This window comes from Paenibacillus polymyxa, assembly GCF_018614975.1.
GTDB lineage: Bacteria > Bacillota > Bacilli > Paenibacillales > Paenibacillaceae > Paenibacillus > Paenibacillus polymyxa_E.
In genome coordinates this window covers 18,051-35,300 of record NZ_JAGGNR010000003.1, presented here as the reverse complement: position 1 = coordinate 35,300, position 17,250 = coordinate 18,051, and the positions used below count along the sequence as shown (strand labels likewise).

Genomic DNA, 17,250 nt, shown 5'->3' with positions numbered 1-17,250 from the left:
TGACGCCGGTTGACTTGCGAATGTCGGACACAACGATATTTGTATTGTGCTATAATTTTACAATAAATATAGCAGCAATAAAAATATGTAACCTTTACCACGTTTGTTCAAGCAGAAGATGTAGGAGGGGAGGCGTCGGAATGAAACCACGGTTGGTGATGTTTATGTCGATCTTACTGTTAGTTACGTCCGGGTTAGCTTTATTTCCCGGAGAGAGAGTGTATGCTTGCAGTTGTGTCGAGAGTGATGCTCAAAAGAGGTTGGAAACGTATACCACGGTATTTACAGGAGAAGTGGTGAAAAAAGGCGAGTCTCAGCAAACGAAACATGACGGCTTATTAAGAGAGTATACCTTTGATGTAGATACTGCATGGAAGGGGGTTAATGCCAAAAAGATGAAAATCATAGGGAGTGACGGTGGGTCTGAATCCTGTGGCATTCAATTTGAAAAGAATCAGTTCTACCTGATCTTTGCCAGTCTGGATGAACGAGACAACAGGCTGCATACGAATCTGTGCAGTGGCAATGTTCCTGTCGAACAAGCCGGAGACGATTTGAAATTGCTGGGCGCGGGAAAGGTTGTAAGTATAGAAGATTTTGGGGAAACCAATGATGGGCGAAGCGGGTCTTTCTATCTCATCTTATACGGTACAGTCATTTTATTAGGAGTGTTGGCAGTCGTGTGGGTCTGGAGACGACAGAGAAGAATCTGATTGCCCAATGAAAAAAGAAGCCAATCCCCGTACAGATCGTTAAGAAACATTGACGTTCCATACGGGGATTTTCAGGATTGGTGTCAAAAATGTATCCAATTGGAGAGCGATCAAAAGGTTATTCTGTCATCGGGGTGGCGACCACCGTTGGGTTCACAAATTGCATGATGAAACCGTTCCAGAATCCGGTAACTTGTTTCGGTGCATCCTCGGTGGTACCCATTTTGTAGATCTGATAGGCCAGATATACCATATAGATGCCGCCGACAATCTGCATCACCTTCAGAATTCCGGGCCACTCCCGCAAGAAGCTGATTAAGAAAAGCTGATGCGGTAAGCAGCAGGCCAAATGCCAGCGTAGCTCCCCACACATAGTTCATCGTTTTTCGCGCGCCTACTTTCTGAGTAGACGATAGAATGACGATATTGCTAGGCCCGGGGGTGAATGTAACAACGATGCAGTATATTAAAAAAGATGCAAGATTCATAATGATGCTGCTTTCCTCTGGTTGTAGTCTAGTTCCATGATCATACGTCCAGAGGGAGAAACCATATAGTACATTATTGCAGCAGGTACACGGTTAGCAACAGGAGCTTCCTTTTAAAAGATAAGGGGGAGTTTTCTTTTTGAATGATTGCGTTTACAATTTAAACGAAGTATAAGGTGATCAGACGACTTGAGGAAGTGAACGGAATGAAAAAAATGCTGCTGGTATACATTTTACTAATCTCAGCATTTGCGTTGTATGTGTTGAGATTCGAATACACTAGTCAGGTAAACAGTTCATGGGAGGACCGGGGGCTGCGTGGTGATATCGGAGAGACGTATATTATGATTACATTCCAGTCCGGGCTGGAGTATTGGAAGAGCCCGCTTAAAGGCTTCGAGGATGCCGGGGATGCACTTGGCGTGACCGTAGAATATCGCGGGGCTACCCGGTATGATGCGAAGGAGCAGACCATGGTAATCGAGCAGGCCATCGCTCGTAAACCCGCAGGCATTGCCATATCTGCAATCGATCCACAATCGCTAGTACCAGCGATCAACAAGGCAATCGACGCAGATATCCCTGTAGTATTATTTGACGCGGATGCACCTGGTAGCCAGGCCTATTCTTTTCTTGGGACAGATAATTACAAGTCAGGTGTAATGGCTGCCGATAAAATGGCTGAACTGCTGGGGCGTGAGGGAGAGGTCGCGGTATTAACCCTGCCTGGGCAACAAAATCATGAAGAGCGGACGAAGGGCTTCCGCGATACGATCAAGGAGAGATACCCTTCCATGCAGATCGTTGAAGTTGCAGACGGACATGGTGATGCCATGGTATCCAGAGACGAAACACAGAGAATGATGAAGGAACATCCCAAGCTGGCGGGGATTTTTGTGACTGAAGCCACCGGAGGAGCAGGAGCGGGGGAAGCCGTTCAAACTGCCGGGGACAGACATCCATTGCAGATTATTTCGTTTGATACAAATAAGGCTACATTGGACATGATCAAGAACGGTACGATCTCGGCTACAATTGCACAGGGAACCTGGAACATGGGATATTGGTCTCTCCAATATTTGTTCCATCTGCATCACGAGTTAACAGTTCCTGCCCCCTCCTCATCCGGTGAAAATGCACCGCTTCCCGTGATGGTGGACACAGGGATCTCTGTGGTGACACGCTCGGATGTGGATGATTACTATGCCAAATAACAAGGAATATTTCAAGAGTCCAAGGCCTTGGAGCAGGAGAGCGATTCTCTCCGCTTTCAGGAACGGGATTCGGCGTTTACGCTTGCGTAATATGCCTCTTCGCTACCAGCTGATGCTGCTATTTCTGTTATTCGCCATTGTACCTTCCGTAGGACTCGGGATACTTGTGAACTGGACGGTGGAACGCGTAGTTGAGCGACAGGTTGAAGGTCATACCATGCAACTGATTGGCAAAGTGAATGAAGCTCTTAACAGCAAGATGGAGAATTTGCAAAACATGACGTATCTGATTGCATTTGACCCGGATATTGATACTTTTATGGACGACAAAATGCCACCGAAAGATGATGCAGGCATCCAACCGATGATCATGGACGCAAATGCCGAAACGGAGCAAAATCGGTTATATGGCATCAAACAAACCTTGCAGGGGTTCACAACGTTGTATCCTGAAATCGCCGGGATTGTTCTCGTCAATGCAAGTGGTGACTATATTAGCAACGAGATGTATCCCCGAACGGAACAGAGCCTGATCCAGGAAAATTGGTACCAAAAAGCTTCGGCCAATCCGGGCATCTTCATGGTATTGGGTCAGCCGAAAGAGCGTAATCTCACGACACATGTACGGTACAAGGATGATGAGATTGTATCGGTTGCACGTTCCATAACGGATGAAGCGTCAGGACGTGTGCGAGGCGTTATTATGATTGATCTTAAACTAAGGTCCGTCTCTCAGGCTGCCCGTAATGTAACCTTGGGCAAATCCGGTTATGTGATGGTGACGGATGCAGAAGGTCAAAGTGTATACAAGCCGGAGCACCCGCTAATAGAACACATTCCCACAGACTGGTTCCCCTCCGGTGAGAGTGGAACATTTACCGCCGAAACAGAGGGTGGAACGTTATTATTCATGTACCAGTCGTCTACCTTTACGGGGTGGAGAACGGTAGGGGTATTTCCCACAAGAGACTCGATATCCGAAGTGCGCCAAATCCAGTTTTACGTGGTTAGCTTTGTATTTGTGGTGTGTTTGTTTGGCCTGAGCGCCTCTTTATGGTTCTCCCGTTCCATTGCTCAGCCCATTTTCCGGCTCATGTCCTACATGCGCAGGGCGGAGACCGGCAATCTCAGACCAGGCCGCTGGAGCGATCGCGCTGACGAGATTGGCATGCTTGGCAACAGTTATAACCGAATGCTGGCACAGATTCGACAATTGATATCACTAAATGAATTGCGGGAGCGGCAGAAGCGTGACGCTGAAATGCGAAGTTTGCAGGAGCATATCAAACCACACTTTTTGTACAATACCTTGGATACGATTCATTGGATGGCACGCAAAGAGGGTGCAGAAGATGTGTCCGGCATGGTTGGTGCGTTATCTCGATTATTTCGCATAGGGCTTAGTAAAGGACAGGATTACATTCCGCTGCATTCCGAGATTGAGCATATGACCAGCTATCTGCAAATTCAGCAGACACGATACCGCGATCGTCTTCAGTATACATTGAATATTCCAGAGGAACTGCGGGACCTTTTTGTGTTAAAGCTGCTGCTTCAGCCGCTAATAGAGAATGCAATCTATCATGGAATCAAGGGCAGGCGTGGGCCTGGACACATTCGGGTGGAGGCCAGATTGGAACATAACAGACTGCTGCTGACCGTTCAGGATAATGGAGCAGGAATGTCCAACGAACGGCTTGCCGAGATGCAGCATCTGCTCAAAGCTCCTTTGGCCAGTTTGGAAGCGTCTTCGCCTGGGATGACAGGCAAAAGTTATGGAATGTTGAACGTGCAAGCCCGTCTCCGGCTGTCCTTTGGCGATGAGTACGGTATTGAACTGGAGAGCCAGGAAGGTGAAGGAACTCGTGTGACCATCATTCATCCGTTGATGCGAGAGCTCCCGCCAACCAAGCAAATCAATAATGAAGAGAGGCAGGAGAGTGAATGGGAAAATTCATGAAGTCGACCGCGACAATTTCCACTGAAACAGATGAGACATCCGCATCGACCACAGTACTGGAGATTACGCCGGATAGCCATGAGGCGAAGAAATACCGCGTGCTCATCGCTGATGATGAACCGATCATTCGTGAGGGGATTCGGGATGCAATTGACTGGACGACTCTCGGGATGGAGGTTGTAGGTGAAGCGGAAGATGGCGAGGAAGCGCTGGAACGGGCGGCTGACTTGGGTGTGGATATTGTTCTCGTGGATATGAATATGCCATTCCTGAACGGAATCGAACTCATCCGTGCCCTTCAACAGAAGTGCCCGGATTGTCGTTACCTGATCATCTCGGGACATGATGAATTTGCATATGCGCAGGAGGCGGTTCGTCTCGGCGTAGAGGATTACATCTTAAAACCTGTGCAAGCAGAACAATTATATGCTGCGCTTGAGCGATTGCATCAGCGACTAACTGAAGAGCACCAGAGGACGGCATATGTCCAACAGGCAGCTCATCAGATTGAACGTAATATCCCGCTGCTTCGCCAGCGATTTATGCTGGAGTGGCTGGAAGAGCAGGCTGAGGGGAGGGATCTGACGGAGCAGCTTGTGTTTTTGCGGTTGCCCGCCGTTCCACCTGTGCAGATCGGGGTCGTACGCTGGCCTGCCGCTGAAGCGCGTCAGACGATACTGAGAGAGAATGATCGTCAGTTGTTTCTGTTTGCAGTGGAAAATATAATTAGTGAACTGCTGGGGGATGTGCCACATGTCCTGTTTCGGGATGCAAGCGGGTTGATTGGCATGTGTCTGTGGCAGGAAGCTCCTGAAGAAATAGAGTCCCATCTGGAACAGCAGATCAGTTCTTGCCTGAATATTGCCATTCATGCTCATGTGGAGACACATGCAGGGACACTGGAAGAAACGCCGGATACGTACCGTCATTGCCGTGAACGGGTGTACGGGGAAGTGCAGTTGTCCCCTCTGGTTCGCCGGGCAAGACAACTTATTCATGAAGAGTATGCCGAGCGGGAACTGACCCTGGAATCGCTCGCTTCCCGTCTTCAAGTATCTGCCGTATATCTTAGTCGTGTGCTGAAGAAAGAGCTGAATGATTCCTTTGTCACGCTTGTCACGCATGCTCGCATTCGCAAGTCTATACAGCTGTTGGACTCAACAACACTGCCAATCCACACCATAGCTGAGCGTGTAGGTTATGATACCCAGCATTATTTCAGCACTGCATTTAAGAAAACAATGGGCATTTCACCTGTGCAGTATCGAAAGAACGGGGGAACGGCTTATCATCCTTCCGCGAATTAAATAGCGTATTACAGTTGTTCATTCAGACGTGTGATAAATGAGATGGATGTGTTCTACTTCGTGTGAAGCGAAGTGGAGCATGTCCTTTTTTTGACTCTGGTATGGTATCTCATGGATCACACTTGTACTTTAAGCGTTTCCATCAAAAGTTAAATTTTTATAAAAAAGGTTCAAAACGTGCAAAGACCTTGCGGCATCTCGAATGCTACCATTGGTCTCAGACAGGAACAGCCAGCAACAGGATACACTGCATGAATTGTAAGCGTTATCTTATAACTCATTCAGAACCGTATGACGTGAGGAAAGGGGAACTTCATATGAAAAAAGGAGCAATGCTCATCTGGCTTCTGGTGATGACCTTGATGCTCTCGGCCTGCAATCTGGCAGAGAGTGGCCCAGGCAGCAAGGAAAAGGGATATGTCGGTATATCGATGCCAACCAAATCATCAGAGCGATGGGTGGGAGACGGGGAGAACATGGTCCGTCTGTTTCAGGAGCAGGGGTACAAAACCGATCTTCAGTATGCTGAGGATGTGGTCGAGAATCAGATTTCACAGATTGAGAACATGATCACCAAAGGTGTGGATGTGATGGTCATCGCGTCTGTGGATGGCAACACATTAACGGATGTAATCAAGAAAGCGCATGACGAAGGGATACAAGTGATCTCGTATGATCGCCTCATTCGTAATACGCCTTACTTGACCTATTACGCCACGTTCGACAATTTTAAGGTGGGTGTGCTTCAAGCCTCCTACATCGAACAAAAGCTTGGGCTCAAGGATGGAAAAGGACCGTATAACATTGAGCTGTTTGGTGGCTCTCCAGATGATAATAATGCCTATTTCTTCTTCGACGGTGCCATGTCTGTCCTGAAGCCATACATCGATTCCGGCAAGCTGGTGGTACGCAGCAAGCAGATGACGATGGCCCAGATTGCAACCTTGCGCTGGGACGGAGCACTGGCCCAGTCACGGATGGATAACCTGCTGAGCGCGTATTACTCGGGTGATCATCTGGATGCAGTATTATCTCCCTATGATGGAATCAGTATTGGTATCATCTCATCCTTGAAAGGGATTGGTTACGGTACTTCGAACAAACCGCTGCCCGTTATTACAGGACAGGATGCTGAACTTGCCTCAATCAAGTCGATTGTAGCCGGGGAACAGACGCAGACGGTGTTCAAGGATACGCGGAAGCTAGCGGAGAAAACGGTAGAGATGGCCAATAGTATTTTGCAAGGAAAACAGGCGGAAGTTAATGATAAAAAATCATATAACAACGGAATTGAGGTTGTTCCGGCATATCTCTTGGACCCGATCTCCGTGGACCGTACAAATGTAGAGCAGGATATCGTGGGTACCCAGTATTACACGAAGGAAGAAATCGGACTGAAATAATAAATGAAAGGAGCACATCCCATGGCCGGAATCATTCTGGAAATGAAGAACATCACCAAAACCTTTCCTGGCGTCAAAGCGCTGGAGAATGTCAATCTGAAAGTACGGGAAGGCGAAATTCATTCCATATGTGGTGAAAATGGCGCAGGTAAATCTACGTTGATGAAGGTGCTGAGCGGTGTATATCCACATGGCACGTATGAAGGCGACATTTTATTTCAGGGCAAAAATTGTGAGTTCAAGGATATTAAGCAGAGCGAGGATCTGGGAATCGTCATTATCCATCAGGAGTTGGCCCTGATTCCCTACCTTTCGATTGCGGAAAATATATATCTGGGCAATGAGCGTGCCAGCAGAGGAATTGTCAACTGGAAGGAAACTTTTGTAGGTACACGAGAACTGCTCTCGAAGGTGGGACTGAGCGAAAATCCAAACACGCTGGTATCCAGCATCGGGGTAGGCAAGCAGCAACTGGTCGAAATTGCGAAAGCGCTCTCCAAAAAGGTGCGGCTGCTTATTCTGGATGAACCAACTGCTGCGCTGAACGAGGACGACAGTGAAAATCTGCTGCAATTGATGCTGGAATTCAAGAAACAGGGTATTGCCTGTATCCTGATCTCGCACAAACTGAATGAGGTATCCAAGGTATCCGATTCCGTGACCATTTTACGGGACGGCAAGACGATTGAGACGTTGGATATGAAGAAGGAAAAAGTGACGGAGGACCGGATTATTAGCGGGATGGTAGGACGTGATCTAACCAGCCGATATCCGGAGCGTCATGCCACCATAGGTGAGATTATCCTTGAGGTAAAGGACTGGACGGTATATCACGAACATCATGCCGAGCGGAAAGTACTGGATCAGATCCATATGAATATCAGACGTGGTGAGATTGTAGGGATTGCCGGGCTGATGGGCGCTGGGCGTACGGAGCTTGCCATGAGTATCTTTGGCAAATCCTATGGCCGGAATATATCGGGGCAACTCATTAAGGATGGCAAACCCATTCAGAATAACAGCGTCACCGAGGCCATTCAGAATGGATTTGCTTATGTGACAGAAGACCGCAAGGAATACGGACTCATTCTGATGGATGACATCAAGCGCAATATTTCCTTAACGGGTCTCAGCAAGCTGACGCGAAACGCGGTAGTGAACGAGCGCGAAGAAGTGCTGGTAGCGGAAGAGATGAAGAAAAGCATGAATATCAAGGCACCAAGTATTTTGCAGAAGACCGGCAATCTGAGTGGTGGCAACCAGCAAAAAGTGGTACTCAGCAAATGGATTTTTGCCGGACCGGATATTCTCATTCTGGATGAACCCACCCGCGGTATTGATGTGGGAGCCAAGTTCGAAATCTATACGATCATTCATCGGCTTGCCGCTGAGGGCAAGGGTGTACTGGTAATCTCATCCGAGCTTCCGGAGGTTCTTGGCCTGTGTGACCGGATCTATGTGATGAATGCCGGGCGAATCACCGGTGAAGTCAGCCGGGAGCAAGCATCGCAGGAAACGTTGATGAGATATATGACCAAGTCTGGAGGCGGCAAGCATGGAAATGATAACAAAACTGTTCAAAAATAATATTCGTCAATACGGCATGATTATTGCCTTGGTAGTGATTATGCTCTTGTTCGAGGTACTGACAGGCGGGCTGTTGCTCAAGCCGATTAATATTACAAATCTGATCTTGCAGAACAGTTACATTTTGGTGCTGGCGATCGGAATGGTGCTGGTCATCATTACCGGGCATATTGACCTGTCTGTTGGTTCCATTGCAGCCTTTGTTGGTGCCGTTGCCGCGATTATGATGGTGGATTGGCAGCTTCCGGCTTGGCTTGCGGTCATCGCTTCCTTGCTGGTTGGTGCTCTGATCGGTGCATGGCAAGGCTTCTGGATCGCCTATGTGCGGATTCCGGCATTTATCGTGACGCTGGCAGGCATGCTGCTGTTCCGCGGTTTGACGATGATTGTGCTGGAGGGGCAATCCATCTCTCCTTTCCCGGGTGGATTCCAGAAAATAAGCTCGGGCTTTCTGGCGGACATTCAATTCTCAGGTTTCGGTCTGGTATCTATCATTGTGGGTCTTGTGCTCACTGTCTGGTACATCGTCAATGAACTTCGGGAACGCCGTTCCCAGCGAAAATATGGATTCGAGGTCGTGTCACAGGGACTGTTTCTGCTCAAGCTGATTGTGGTGGCTGTCGTGACAAATCTGTTTACGTTTGTACTCGCAAGTTATGCAGGTATTCCGAATATCTTGGTCCTGCTGTTTGTCCTGATCGTTGTGTATTCCTTCGTTATGAATCGTACTGTCATGGGACGGCATGTGTATGCACTTGGAGGTAATGAGAAGGCCGCAGGTCTGTCCGGAGTCAAAACAAAAAAGGTAACCTTCTGGGTTTTCGTGAACATGGGTACACTTGCCGCGGTATCCGGGTTGATCTTCGCCGCACGTCTGAATGCAGCTACGCCAAGAGCGGGTACCAACTTCGAGCTGGATGCCATTGCGGCCTGCTTCATCGGTGGTGCTTCCGCTTCAGGGGGCATAGGTACGGTATTTGGTGCCATCATCGGTGGTTTGGTTATGGGTGTACTGAATAACGGGATGTCCCTGATTGGTCTCGGTATTGACTGGCAGCAGGGGATTAAGGGATTGGTACTGCTGCTCGCTGTAGCGTTTGATATCTATAATAAAAATAAAAGATCGGCGTAACACTGGATAAACTGAAAAAACAGACCTTGATCTCAGGATCAGGTCTGTTTTGCTGTATGCACCACTTAATTACATCAAGGCATCGAGGAAACGCGCGGCGATTCCAAAATAGATAAACAGGGACAAAATATCATTCAATGTGGTGATTAATGGGCCAGAGGCGACAGCCGGATCGACTTTGAAACGACTAAGCAGAAGAGGGATGCATGTACCGGTCAGTGTACCAATGACAAGAGTTGAACAGAGATAGTCATCAGTTCTTCAACCTGGGTCTTATCGTCAGCCAAGGCAAGGGATCGATAACTCACGACACCGACCAGTTTGCCTTCATTATCGGTTACATAGAGATAACTGGAGGCGGAGATATGCATGGTACCTTGTGATTGTCGTAAGGATTCCTTGGCTGTCTCATGAGCGAGCAGGGTCCGATATTGATCTGGCATGATGCGTCCTGCCGTCTCCGGCGGGTAATTAAGCACGGATCGGATAATGGCAGAGTGATCCAGATTCATGTTGGACAGCAATTCTTCTCTGCGTTTGGCAGGCAAATCGTGCATGAACCGGATCAAATCACTTTTGTCCATCTGCTGCATGACTTCAAGTGTTCGTTCCGGCCCAAGTCGTTCAAACAGTTGAATCTGTTCGTGCAGCTTCAAGGTCTCGGCGAGATCCGCCAGAGCATCGGGTTTGAACAGGAGCAGAAACCGATTGGTTTCTTCTTCAGGGAACTTTTTATATACAAGTGAGAGGTCGTAGGGATGCAGTTCTTTCACCAATTTATAGAAATCGGGAAGGTTCCGGGATTGTACATGTTGCACGAGTTGTTCGGTGATCTCCTCCACGGAGAAATCTTTCTTGGTATGAGGTCCGTTCATATCGACACTCCTTTCTATTCGGTGAGCTTCATATTTTTAAACGAAATAGGTTGGCGGTTAAACAAATTGAGAAAAAGAGAGCACCCAAAATGATATTGTAATCTTGCTCAAACATTCGATATGGGCTTACAAACAGCCGCTGCAAGGATATACTTGTTGTACAGCAACAGACGAGGAGGACATGCGCTAGTGGAAGCAGATATCAGAACACAATTGCTCAGCATGGTTGAGCCGGAGTATCAGAAATTCTCGGCTGGACTTATTCCCAACATCACGAATGTACTAGGTGTAAGATTGCCAGCCATACGAAAAATTGCCAAGCAGCTTGCCGCCGGGGACTGGCGCACGTATCTGGAAACGGCAGAGGATGAATATTTTGAAGAAGTGATGTTGCAAGCAATGGTCATTGGACATGTACAGGCTGATCTGGACGAGCTGTTAAAGGCTATTGAAACATTTGTACCGAAGATTGACAACTGGTCGGTGTGCGACAGCTTCTGTGCGGGACTGAAATATACGAAGGTCCATTCGGAGCCTATGTGGGCGTTCTTGCAGCCCTACCTGAGATCAGAGCAGGAATATGAAATCCGGTTTGGTGTGGTCATGCTGTTGAATTTTTATCTGAATGAGAGATATATCGATCAGGTTTTATCCGCATTGGATCAGATTAGGCACGAAGCGTATTATGTGAAAATGGCAGTTGCTTGGGCCATCTCAATGGCTTATGTGAAACAACCTGAAGTGACCATGCGTTATCTAAAGGATAATACCTTGGACGATTTTACGTATAATAAGGCACTTCAGAAAATCACAGAATCTTGTCGCGTGGATCCGGAGAGCAAGCAGATCATCCGCAGTATGAAACGTAAGGTGAAGAAGCAGGTTACCTCCTAGTTCTAGCATTAAGCATTCCACCAGGGAGAGGGCGGTAAATGTATGAGAAAAAAGTTGATGTACACGACAATGCAGTTGGACGGTCGTCCATGGGTGCTGCTCGCTACGGAACAGGGATTGTGCCGAGTGGTCATGCCCAACGAAACACTGGAGGACTGGAACGGCTGGATACAGAAAGTTGCACCTGGCGTGGAACTGGAAGAGAACGAGCATGCTCTGAAACAAACAGGTATGATGGACTGGTTGCAGTCCTATTTTGCAGGAGAACCCATGGTTTATACAGATGCGATCCCACTGGACTTGATCGGAACGAACTTCCAGCAGGAGGTATGGAGAGAGCTAGGGCGTGTGCCTTACGGTGAAATTCGGACCTATGGTGATATAGCTGCTGCGATTGGAAGACCTTCGGCTGTGCGAGCAGTTGGGGCTGCAAATGGGGCCAATCCAATTCCGGTTCTGCTACCATGTCACCGCATTATCGGGGCTAATCGCAAGCTGACCGGGTTCCGTGGAGGTTTGGAGATGAAGCGCAGGCTGCTGGATATCGAACAGATTGAAGGCGTGACCGATGGAGGGCATGCGCGATTTCATTTCTAATAGACTCACGTAATCAAGAAAATTAAGGTGATTGGACAGGGCAGGCACGTATTGTGCCTGTTTTTTTGCATGTATTAAGGTAGAGTAATACAAACGTTCCCCATATGGAACACCAACGTTTTACGTATTTTTGCCCTGTGAAACCGTATGGTACCATGGATCATAGATCAATCGGTATCCGGGGGACGTAATGCCGGGTAAGAAAAGAGGGATAACATGATGAAGCAGGCTTATTGGTTAACTAACGTGACTTTGGAGCGGAGTTATATTCGGGAAGGGCAACAGGTGATGGGGACACGGACAAGCCCCGCTCATCTGTGGATTGAAGATGGAGTGATCGCGGAGATTGTGGAAGGAAACAACCCGCTGTCTAGCGATCTACCACAAGTAGATGGCAAGGGACTTCTGTTGTTGCCTTCGTTCGAGGAGGCACATATTCATCTGGATAAAACCTACTACGATGGGCCGTGGACAGCCGTTAAACGAATCTCTAGCATTTTTGATCGTATTGAAGAAGAGAAGGTATTGTTGCCTAAGCTGCTACCAGATGCGAGGCGTCAAGCGGAGAGTATTCTGGCCTTGATCCAGGGGTACGGCTCCACTCATGTACGTAGTCATTGCAATATTGAACCTGTCAGTGGCTTGAACAGACTGGAAGCGACGCGGCAGGCTCTGGAATCATTTTCGGGTAAAATCTCTTCGGAAATCGTGGCTTTCCCGCAGCATGGACTGCTTCGCTCCCATTCAGTGGAGCTTATGGGCCAAGCGATGAAGGAAGGGGCAACACATGTGGGCGGACTTGATCCTCATACGGTGGACGAACAGATCGAGAAATCACTGAACGCCATGGTTGAACTGGCTGTTCAGTACCAGGCGGGCATTGACATACATCTGCATGATGGAGGGCAGGCCGGCAAACAAACGCTGCAGGAGCTCGCTAATCTGACCGAAGCAGCAGGGCTTCAGGGTAAAGTTACGGTAAGTCATGCGTTCTGGTTCGCCCGTGCAGAGCAGCAGGAAGCAGAAGATATGGCGCAGCGAATGGCCTCGCATGGGATGAGCATTGCTTCCACGGTGCCCATTGGCAGAACGATGATGCCTCTTTCCATGCTCCGCCGTATGGGCGTGAACGTGAAGCTGGCAACAGACAGCCTGACAGATCATTGGTCTCCTTTTGGCAATGGGGATCTGCTTGAGAAAGCGGGACGCTTTGCAGAACTGTACGGATATAATGACGAACTGTCCTTGTCTCAATCTTTGGCATGGGTAACAGGCGGTATTACACCGCTGGATTCACAAGGGGAACAGGTCTGGCCAAAGGTAGGCGATTCCGCGAGTTTTGTATTGGTGCATGCGAGTTGTTCGGCGGAAGCCGTTGCGCGGCGATCTGCGCGGCAGGCCGTATGGTACAAGGGGCAATTGGTGAGTGGATCAACAGCGGATTGAGGAAAATAGAGCGGGTGCAGCCACGGGAAACCGTGGTTTTTTGGCATGGGAGAAAAAGAGGAAAGAACTGTTCGCAACTACCACATTTTGGGTTATGATGGACATAGTTATATGGAGGGAGAAATACGAATGAAGATTGAATATGCAACGGAAGCTGACTATGACTATATTATTGATAGAGATCGGCATATCCATCAGCCACTTGTGATAACGAAGATTCGTAAGAAAGAGATATTCATCCTGTGGGACGAGGACGAGGGATCTAGAGTTGGATGGATGAGGTACGGTTACTTTTGGGACAACCTTCCCTTCATGAATATGATCTGGATTGATGAACCCTATCGGAACGGCGGATATGGCAGAAAAGTGGTGCATCACTGGGAAAATCTAATGAAGCAACAAGGCTTTGATACCGTGATGACTTCAACGCAATCAGACGAACATGCCCAACATTTCTATCGAAAGCTGGGGTATGTTGATGCAGGGGCTCTGTTGCTGGATACACAACCTTTGGAAATTATATTGATCAAAAAAATCTAGTAAATAAGCTGCAGGGAGGGCAAGCTTGATGATAAGAGAGGCAGAAGCTAGAGATGCGGCGGTGATCGAAAGACTGTATAAAGAATTATTGCCGAACAACTTAAACACGAAGGTACTGGCAGAACGGATTGAAGAGGTTCGGAATAACCCAAACAGTTTCTTGTTTGTGTATGAACTGGGTGATCAGGTGATCGGCACGGCTCATTTACATATTTGTCTGGATGCTTTGGTGGAAAATAGACCATTCGGCGTAGTTGAGCGGGTTATCATTACGGAACATGTGCAGAGCAAGGGATATGGATCTGAATTGATGAAACATATAGAGCATGTATGTGTGCAGAAAAATTGTGTGAAGGTGTTTCTTACCAGCGGATCATCCAGAAACGAAGCACATCACTTTTATACGAAATTGGGGTACAACGAAGAATCCAGCAAGGCATTTAAAAAGTATTTATAACTTATAACATTCATCACGGAAAAGGAAGTAGAAGCAAAGAAATGAAAGATAACAAACATCTGGTTCAAGATCTCCGACTCATCGTTACCTTGCTTGTGGCTACTCTTTGTTGTCTAGGTGTTGTGATGTATTTACGTGCCCAAACAGATACGAATATGTATCGCTTTTTAAGCTGGGATATGTTCCTGGCATGGGTACCCTTCATCATCTCATCCTGCATTAGATACATATTCAATAAGAAATTAACCACAACGAGTATGATATGTATGGGGCTGATGTGTGGAGTATGGCTCTTTTTTCTGCCCAATGCGGCCTACCTTTTTACGGAAATTCTGCATTCATTCAGATATTTTGAAGCTCAAGGGGAGGTTAGATTTTGGGTTAATATTGATTTTTGGTATGGACTCACTCTGACGTTTGCCGTAGCGATCATCGGATTGCTGCTCTCGACTTGTTCAATCATTCAAATCCACGGCATGTTAAACCAATTATTAAATAAGTACATTAGTATGATGGTTGTCGGTGTTATTTTGCTATTGAGCAGTATAGGGGTCTACATTGGTCGATTTAATCGGTGGAATTCGTGGGATGTATTATCCAGGCCCGGGAAGATCTTCGTGGATCTTGTGAATGATTTTAATGCAGCGAACAGTATAATGGTTGAGTTTGTCACCATTGTATTTACGGTTCAACTTTTTGGATACGTTATCGTGTCCTTGCTAACCGTAAGGTCTGGCAACTAATCTCCGTTTGAAAGGGTAAGGAGCTGAAGGACATGTTGGATTTCTTCGAACGTTTGGAGGCACAGCAGGTGTTAATTCATGTTCATGGGGTGGCGTATAGACTGAGGAGGAATGAAGTATGGGTTTAACTGAGTGGTCTACAGATATTCTTCAATACGATCTGTCGGATGAATATTCGATTCGCAAAGCAGATTTTGCCGAATGGGGATTATATTGTACGGTTTATTATGATATGCGTTATGTCGGATTTTTCAGGGAAGAAGAGTTCAGTTCTTCCAAGATCAGTGCGTACTGGATTTACAAGGGAGACAGCAAAATAGGTGGCGTGAGAATGGAGCCTAACCGGATGTATCATTTGTTTTTTATCCCGCCATTCCAGCAGTACTTTGAGGTATTGAAGCTTCTGAAGCATACATTAATACAGTGGTCCGATCGTACCAAACGCATTCTGACCTTTGAGATTCTGCCGGACCAAGTCGATCTGTTCGCCAGAGCCGGGTTCTGGCCAATGGAGTTCAGATGTCGCTGGATGCAGCGGCCTACTGATCATTTTGACATCGAATGGGACAGCAGGGTAACTGTGAAGAGTCCAGAGATTATCGAGAGCGAAACTGGCAACAGAAGATATGTGAATGAAGCTGAGATTGCCAGATGTGACATGGAGAGTTTTGCAGGAAGTCTGGAAGCGACACGAAGAAATAAAACCTCCCTTGCAGACTTTATACCAAGCGATGATCCTAATTATACGAATGAAATGCTGACCCAAGCTTCCACGCTTGTATACGACAAGGAAACAGGGCAGCTTATTGCCAATTGTCGCTTGTGCTTGCAGGATAATCAGGCGGCTGTATACAGTATCGGAGTACTCCCCGCCTATAGGGGAAGAGGTCTGGCAACGCTGATGTTACAAAGGGCATTAAATGAACTTAAGGGTAAGTATCCTGTTCTGCGATTGTATGTGATGCAAGGGAATGATGCCGAGTCTGTGTATCTGAATCTTGGCTTTATTCCGGGTGTGCAGGAGGTTCAGACGATGTACATTCCAGAGGAGGAATCACAATGAAGGTTGCCATCTTAACCGATATTCATGGCAATGTTCCTGCGCTTCAAGAGGTATTGGCTGATATGGATTCCAGAGGGGATGTTGAGCATACATTTTGCTTGGGGGATATGATCGGTATTGGCCCTTACTCCAATGAAGTGATCGAGATGTTGTACACACGTAAAAATATAATAGCGATTTCAGGGAATCACGAAGAGGCTGTATTGAGTTTGCTCCAAAATAAGGGACCATTGGAAGGACATAAAGGCTTAGCTGAACACCATGAATGGATAGGTCAACATCTAAGTGCAGAGTCGATTAAGAGAATTCAGGCTCTACCGAAATTTGTTGAAAAAGAGGTCGAAGGGCGTCGGTTCCTTTTGACTCACTATCATATGAGCAACGACAAGCTGGATGACATCGATAAAGAATCATCCGGAACCAAATTAGACGCGAAGTATCAGGGGACGGCCCATGATTTGGTTTGTTTTGGTCATCATCACATTCTTCATTATTATAGGACAGATCAACGAATCTATATGAACCCGGGAGCTTTAGGCTGTAACGATCTTGGGATTGCCAGATATGGCATCGTGGATTTTCAAGAGGGCAAAGTGGACGTGAAATTCATTGGCGTTTCATATGACAACAGGGAGTATCTGAAATCGTATGAACGGTTGAACGTTCCGGATCGGGCTTTTCTTTTGAAGGCATTCCATGGAAATCAGTTGGAAAAGGAATCTGGATGAGAGCTGCGATCTAGGTCGTGTTCTCTTGTTCAGGAAGGGGATGAAGTACTTATGACTCGTGTACCATTTCAAATATTAGTGTTTCCTTATACTATTACTATAA

Annotated in this window: 17 protein-coding genes and 1 pseudogene; 15 read left to right on the top strand and 3 right to left on the bottom strand. The window is 47.2% G+C overall.

Features of this window, described 5'->3' with window-relative positions; translation table 11 throughout:
• The first annotated feature begins 140 nt into the window (after positions 1–140).
• Entirely contained in the window at positions 141–713 is a 573-nt protein-coding gene (locus J7E78_RS00630) for a hypothetical protein (RefSeq protein ID WP_215074469.1), read from the top strand.
• Positions 714–831: 118 nt separating this feature from the next.
• On the opposite strand, the gene J7E78_RS00625 is transcribed toward J7E78_RS00630, so the two are convergent.
• Entirely contained in the window at positions 832–1,062 is a 231-nt protein-coding gene (locus J7E78_RS00625; protein WP_215074468.1) for a LysE family translocator, read from the bottom strand.
• Positions 1,063–1,407: 345 nt separating this feature from the next.
• Between J7E78_RS00625 and J7E78_RS00620 the strand changes: the two genes are divergently transcribed.
• From J7E78_RS00620 to mmsB, 6 genes are all read left to right on the top strand, one after another.
• The gene (locus J7E78_RS00620) at positions 1,408–2,415 is read left to right on the top strand and encodes a substrate-binding domain-containing protein (protein WP_215074467.1); all 1,008 of its coding nucleotides are present in this window, start codon (positions 1,408–1,410) and stop codon (positions 2,413–2,415) included.
• A 91-nt stretch (positions 2,416–2,506) separates the two neighbouring features.
• Complete coding sequence (locus J7E78_RS00615; RefSeq protein WP_215074557.1) at positions 2,507–4,375, top strand: cache domain-containing sensor histidine kinase; 1,869 nt, start codon at positions 2,507–2,509, stop codon at positions 4,373–4,375.
• A complete protein-coding gene (locus J7E78_RS00610) occupies positions 4,360–5,682 on the top strand; it encodes a response regulator (protein WP_251034732.1) in 1,323 nt (440 codons plus the stop codon). The genes J7E78_RS00615 and J7E78_RS00610 overlap by 16 nt, the downstream gene beginning before the upstream one ends.
• 317 nt (positions 5,683–5,999) lie before the next feature.
• A complete protein-coding gene (chvE, locus tag J7E78_RS00605) occupies positions 6,000–7,085 on the top strand; it encodes a multiple monosaccharide ABC transporter substrate-binding protein (RefSeq protein ID WP_215074466.1) in 1,086 nt (361 codons plus the stop codon).
• A gap of 21 nt (positions 7,086–7,106) precedes the next feature.
• Positions 7,107–8,672 (top strand): multiple monosaccharide ABC transporter ATP-binding protein, encoded by a 1,566-nt coding sequence (gene mmsA / locus J7E78_RS00600; protein ID WP_215074465.1) that lies wholly within the window; start codon positions 7,107–7,109, stop codon positions 8,670–8,672.
• A complete protein-coding gene (gene mmsB, locus J7E78_RS00595; protein WP_036674453.1) occupies positions 8,641–9,804 on the top strand; it encodes a multiple monosaccharide ABC transporter permease in 1,164 nt (387 codons plus the stop codon). The genes mmsA and mmsB overlap by 32 nt, the downstream gene beginning before the upstream one ends.
• Positions 9,805–9,873: 69 nt before the next feature.
• Here the strand turns inward: mmsB and J7E78_RS29940 are convergent.
• Positions 9,874–10,050, bottom strand: a pseudogene (locus J7E78_RS29940) (magnesium transporter); the annotation flags it as partial.
• Positions 10,020–10,679, bottom strand: a complete 660-nt coding sequence (locus tag J7E78_RS00585) for a magnesium transporter MgtE N-terminal domain-containing protein (protein ID WP_215074464.1) — start codon at positions 10,677–10,679, stop codon at positions 10,020–10,022. The pseudogene J7E78_RS29940 and the gene J7E78_RS00585, both read right to left, overlap by 31 nt.
• A gap of 189 nt (positions 10,680–10,868) precedes the next feature.
• On the opposite strand from J7E78_RS00585, the gene J7E78_RS00580 reads away from it, so the two are divergent.
• The 8 genes from J7E78_RS00580 (at position 10,869) to J7E78_RS00545 (ending at position 17,147) form a co-directional block, all read left to right on the top strand.
• On the top strand, positions 10,869–11,573 hold the full coding sequence (locus J7E78_RS00580; protein ID WP_215074463.1) for a DNA alkylation repair protein: 705 nt from the start codon (positions 10,869–10,871) through the stop codon (positions 11,571–11,573).
• A gap of 42 nt (positions 11,574–11,615) precedes the next feature.
• Positions 11,616–12,170, top strand: coding sequence for a methylated-DNA--[protein]-cysteine S-methyltransferase (locus tag J7E78_RS00575; protein ID WP_215074462.1), 555 nt, complete (start codon positions 11,616–11,618; stop codon positions 12,168–12,170).
• A gap of 219 nt (positions 12,171–12,389) precedes the next feature.
• Positions 12,390–13,616, top strand: a complete 1,227-nt coding sequence (locus J7E78_RS00570; RefSeq protein ID WP_215074554.1) for an amidohydrolase — start codon at positions 12,390–12,392, stop codon at positions 13,614–13,616.
• Positions 13,617–13,745: 129 nt separating this feature from the next.
• A complete protein-coding gene (locus J7E78_RS00565; protein ID WP_215074461.1) occupies positions 13,746–14,156 on the top strand; it encodes a GNAT family N-acetyltransferase in 411 nt (136 codons plus the stop codon).
• Between the two features lie 28 nt (positions 14,157–14,184).
• On the top strand, positions 14,185–14,613 hold the full coding sequence (locus tag J7E78_RS00560) for a GNAT family N-acetyltransferase (protein WP_215074460.1): 429 nt from the start codon (positions 14,185–14,187) through the stop codon (positions 14,611–14,613).
• Between the two features lie 41 nt (positions 14,614–14,654).
• Positions 14,655–15,356, top strand: a complete 702-nt coding sequence (locus J7E78_RS00555; protein ID WP_215074459.1) for a DUF1361 domain-containing protein — start codon at positions 14,655–14,657, stop codon at positions 15,354–15,356.
• Between the two features lie 118 nt (positions 15,357–15,474).
• Positions 15,475–16,419, top strand: coding sequence for a GNAT family N-acetyltransferase (locus tag J7E78_RS00550; protein ID WP_215074458.1), 945 nt, complete (start codon positions 15,475–15,477; stop codon positions 16,417–16,419).
• On the top strand, positions 16,416–17,147 hold the full coding sequence (locus J7E78_RS00545) for a metallophosphoesterase family protein (RefSeq protein ID WP_215074457.1): 732 nt from the start codon (positions 16,416–16,418) through the stop codon (positions 17,145–17,147). The genes J7E78_RS00550 and J7E78_RS00545 overlap by 4 nt, the downstream gene beginning before the upstream one ends.
• Positions 17,148–17,250: the final 103 nt, after the last annotated feature.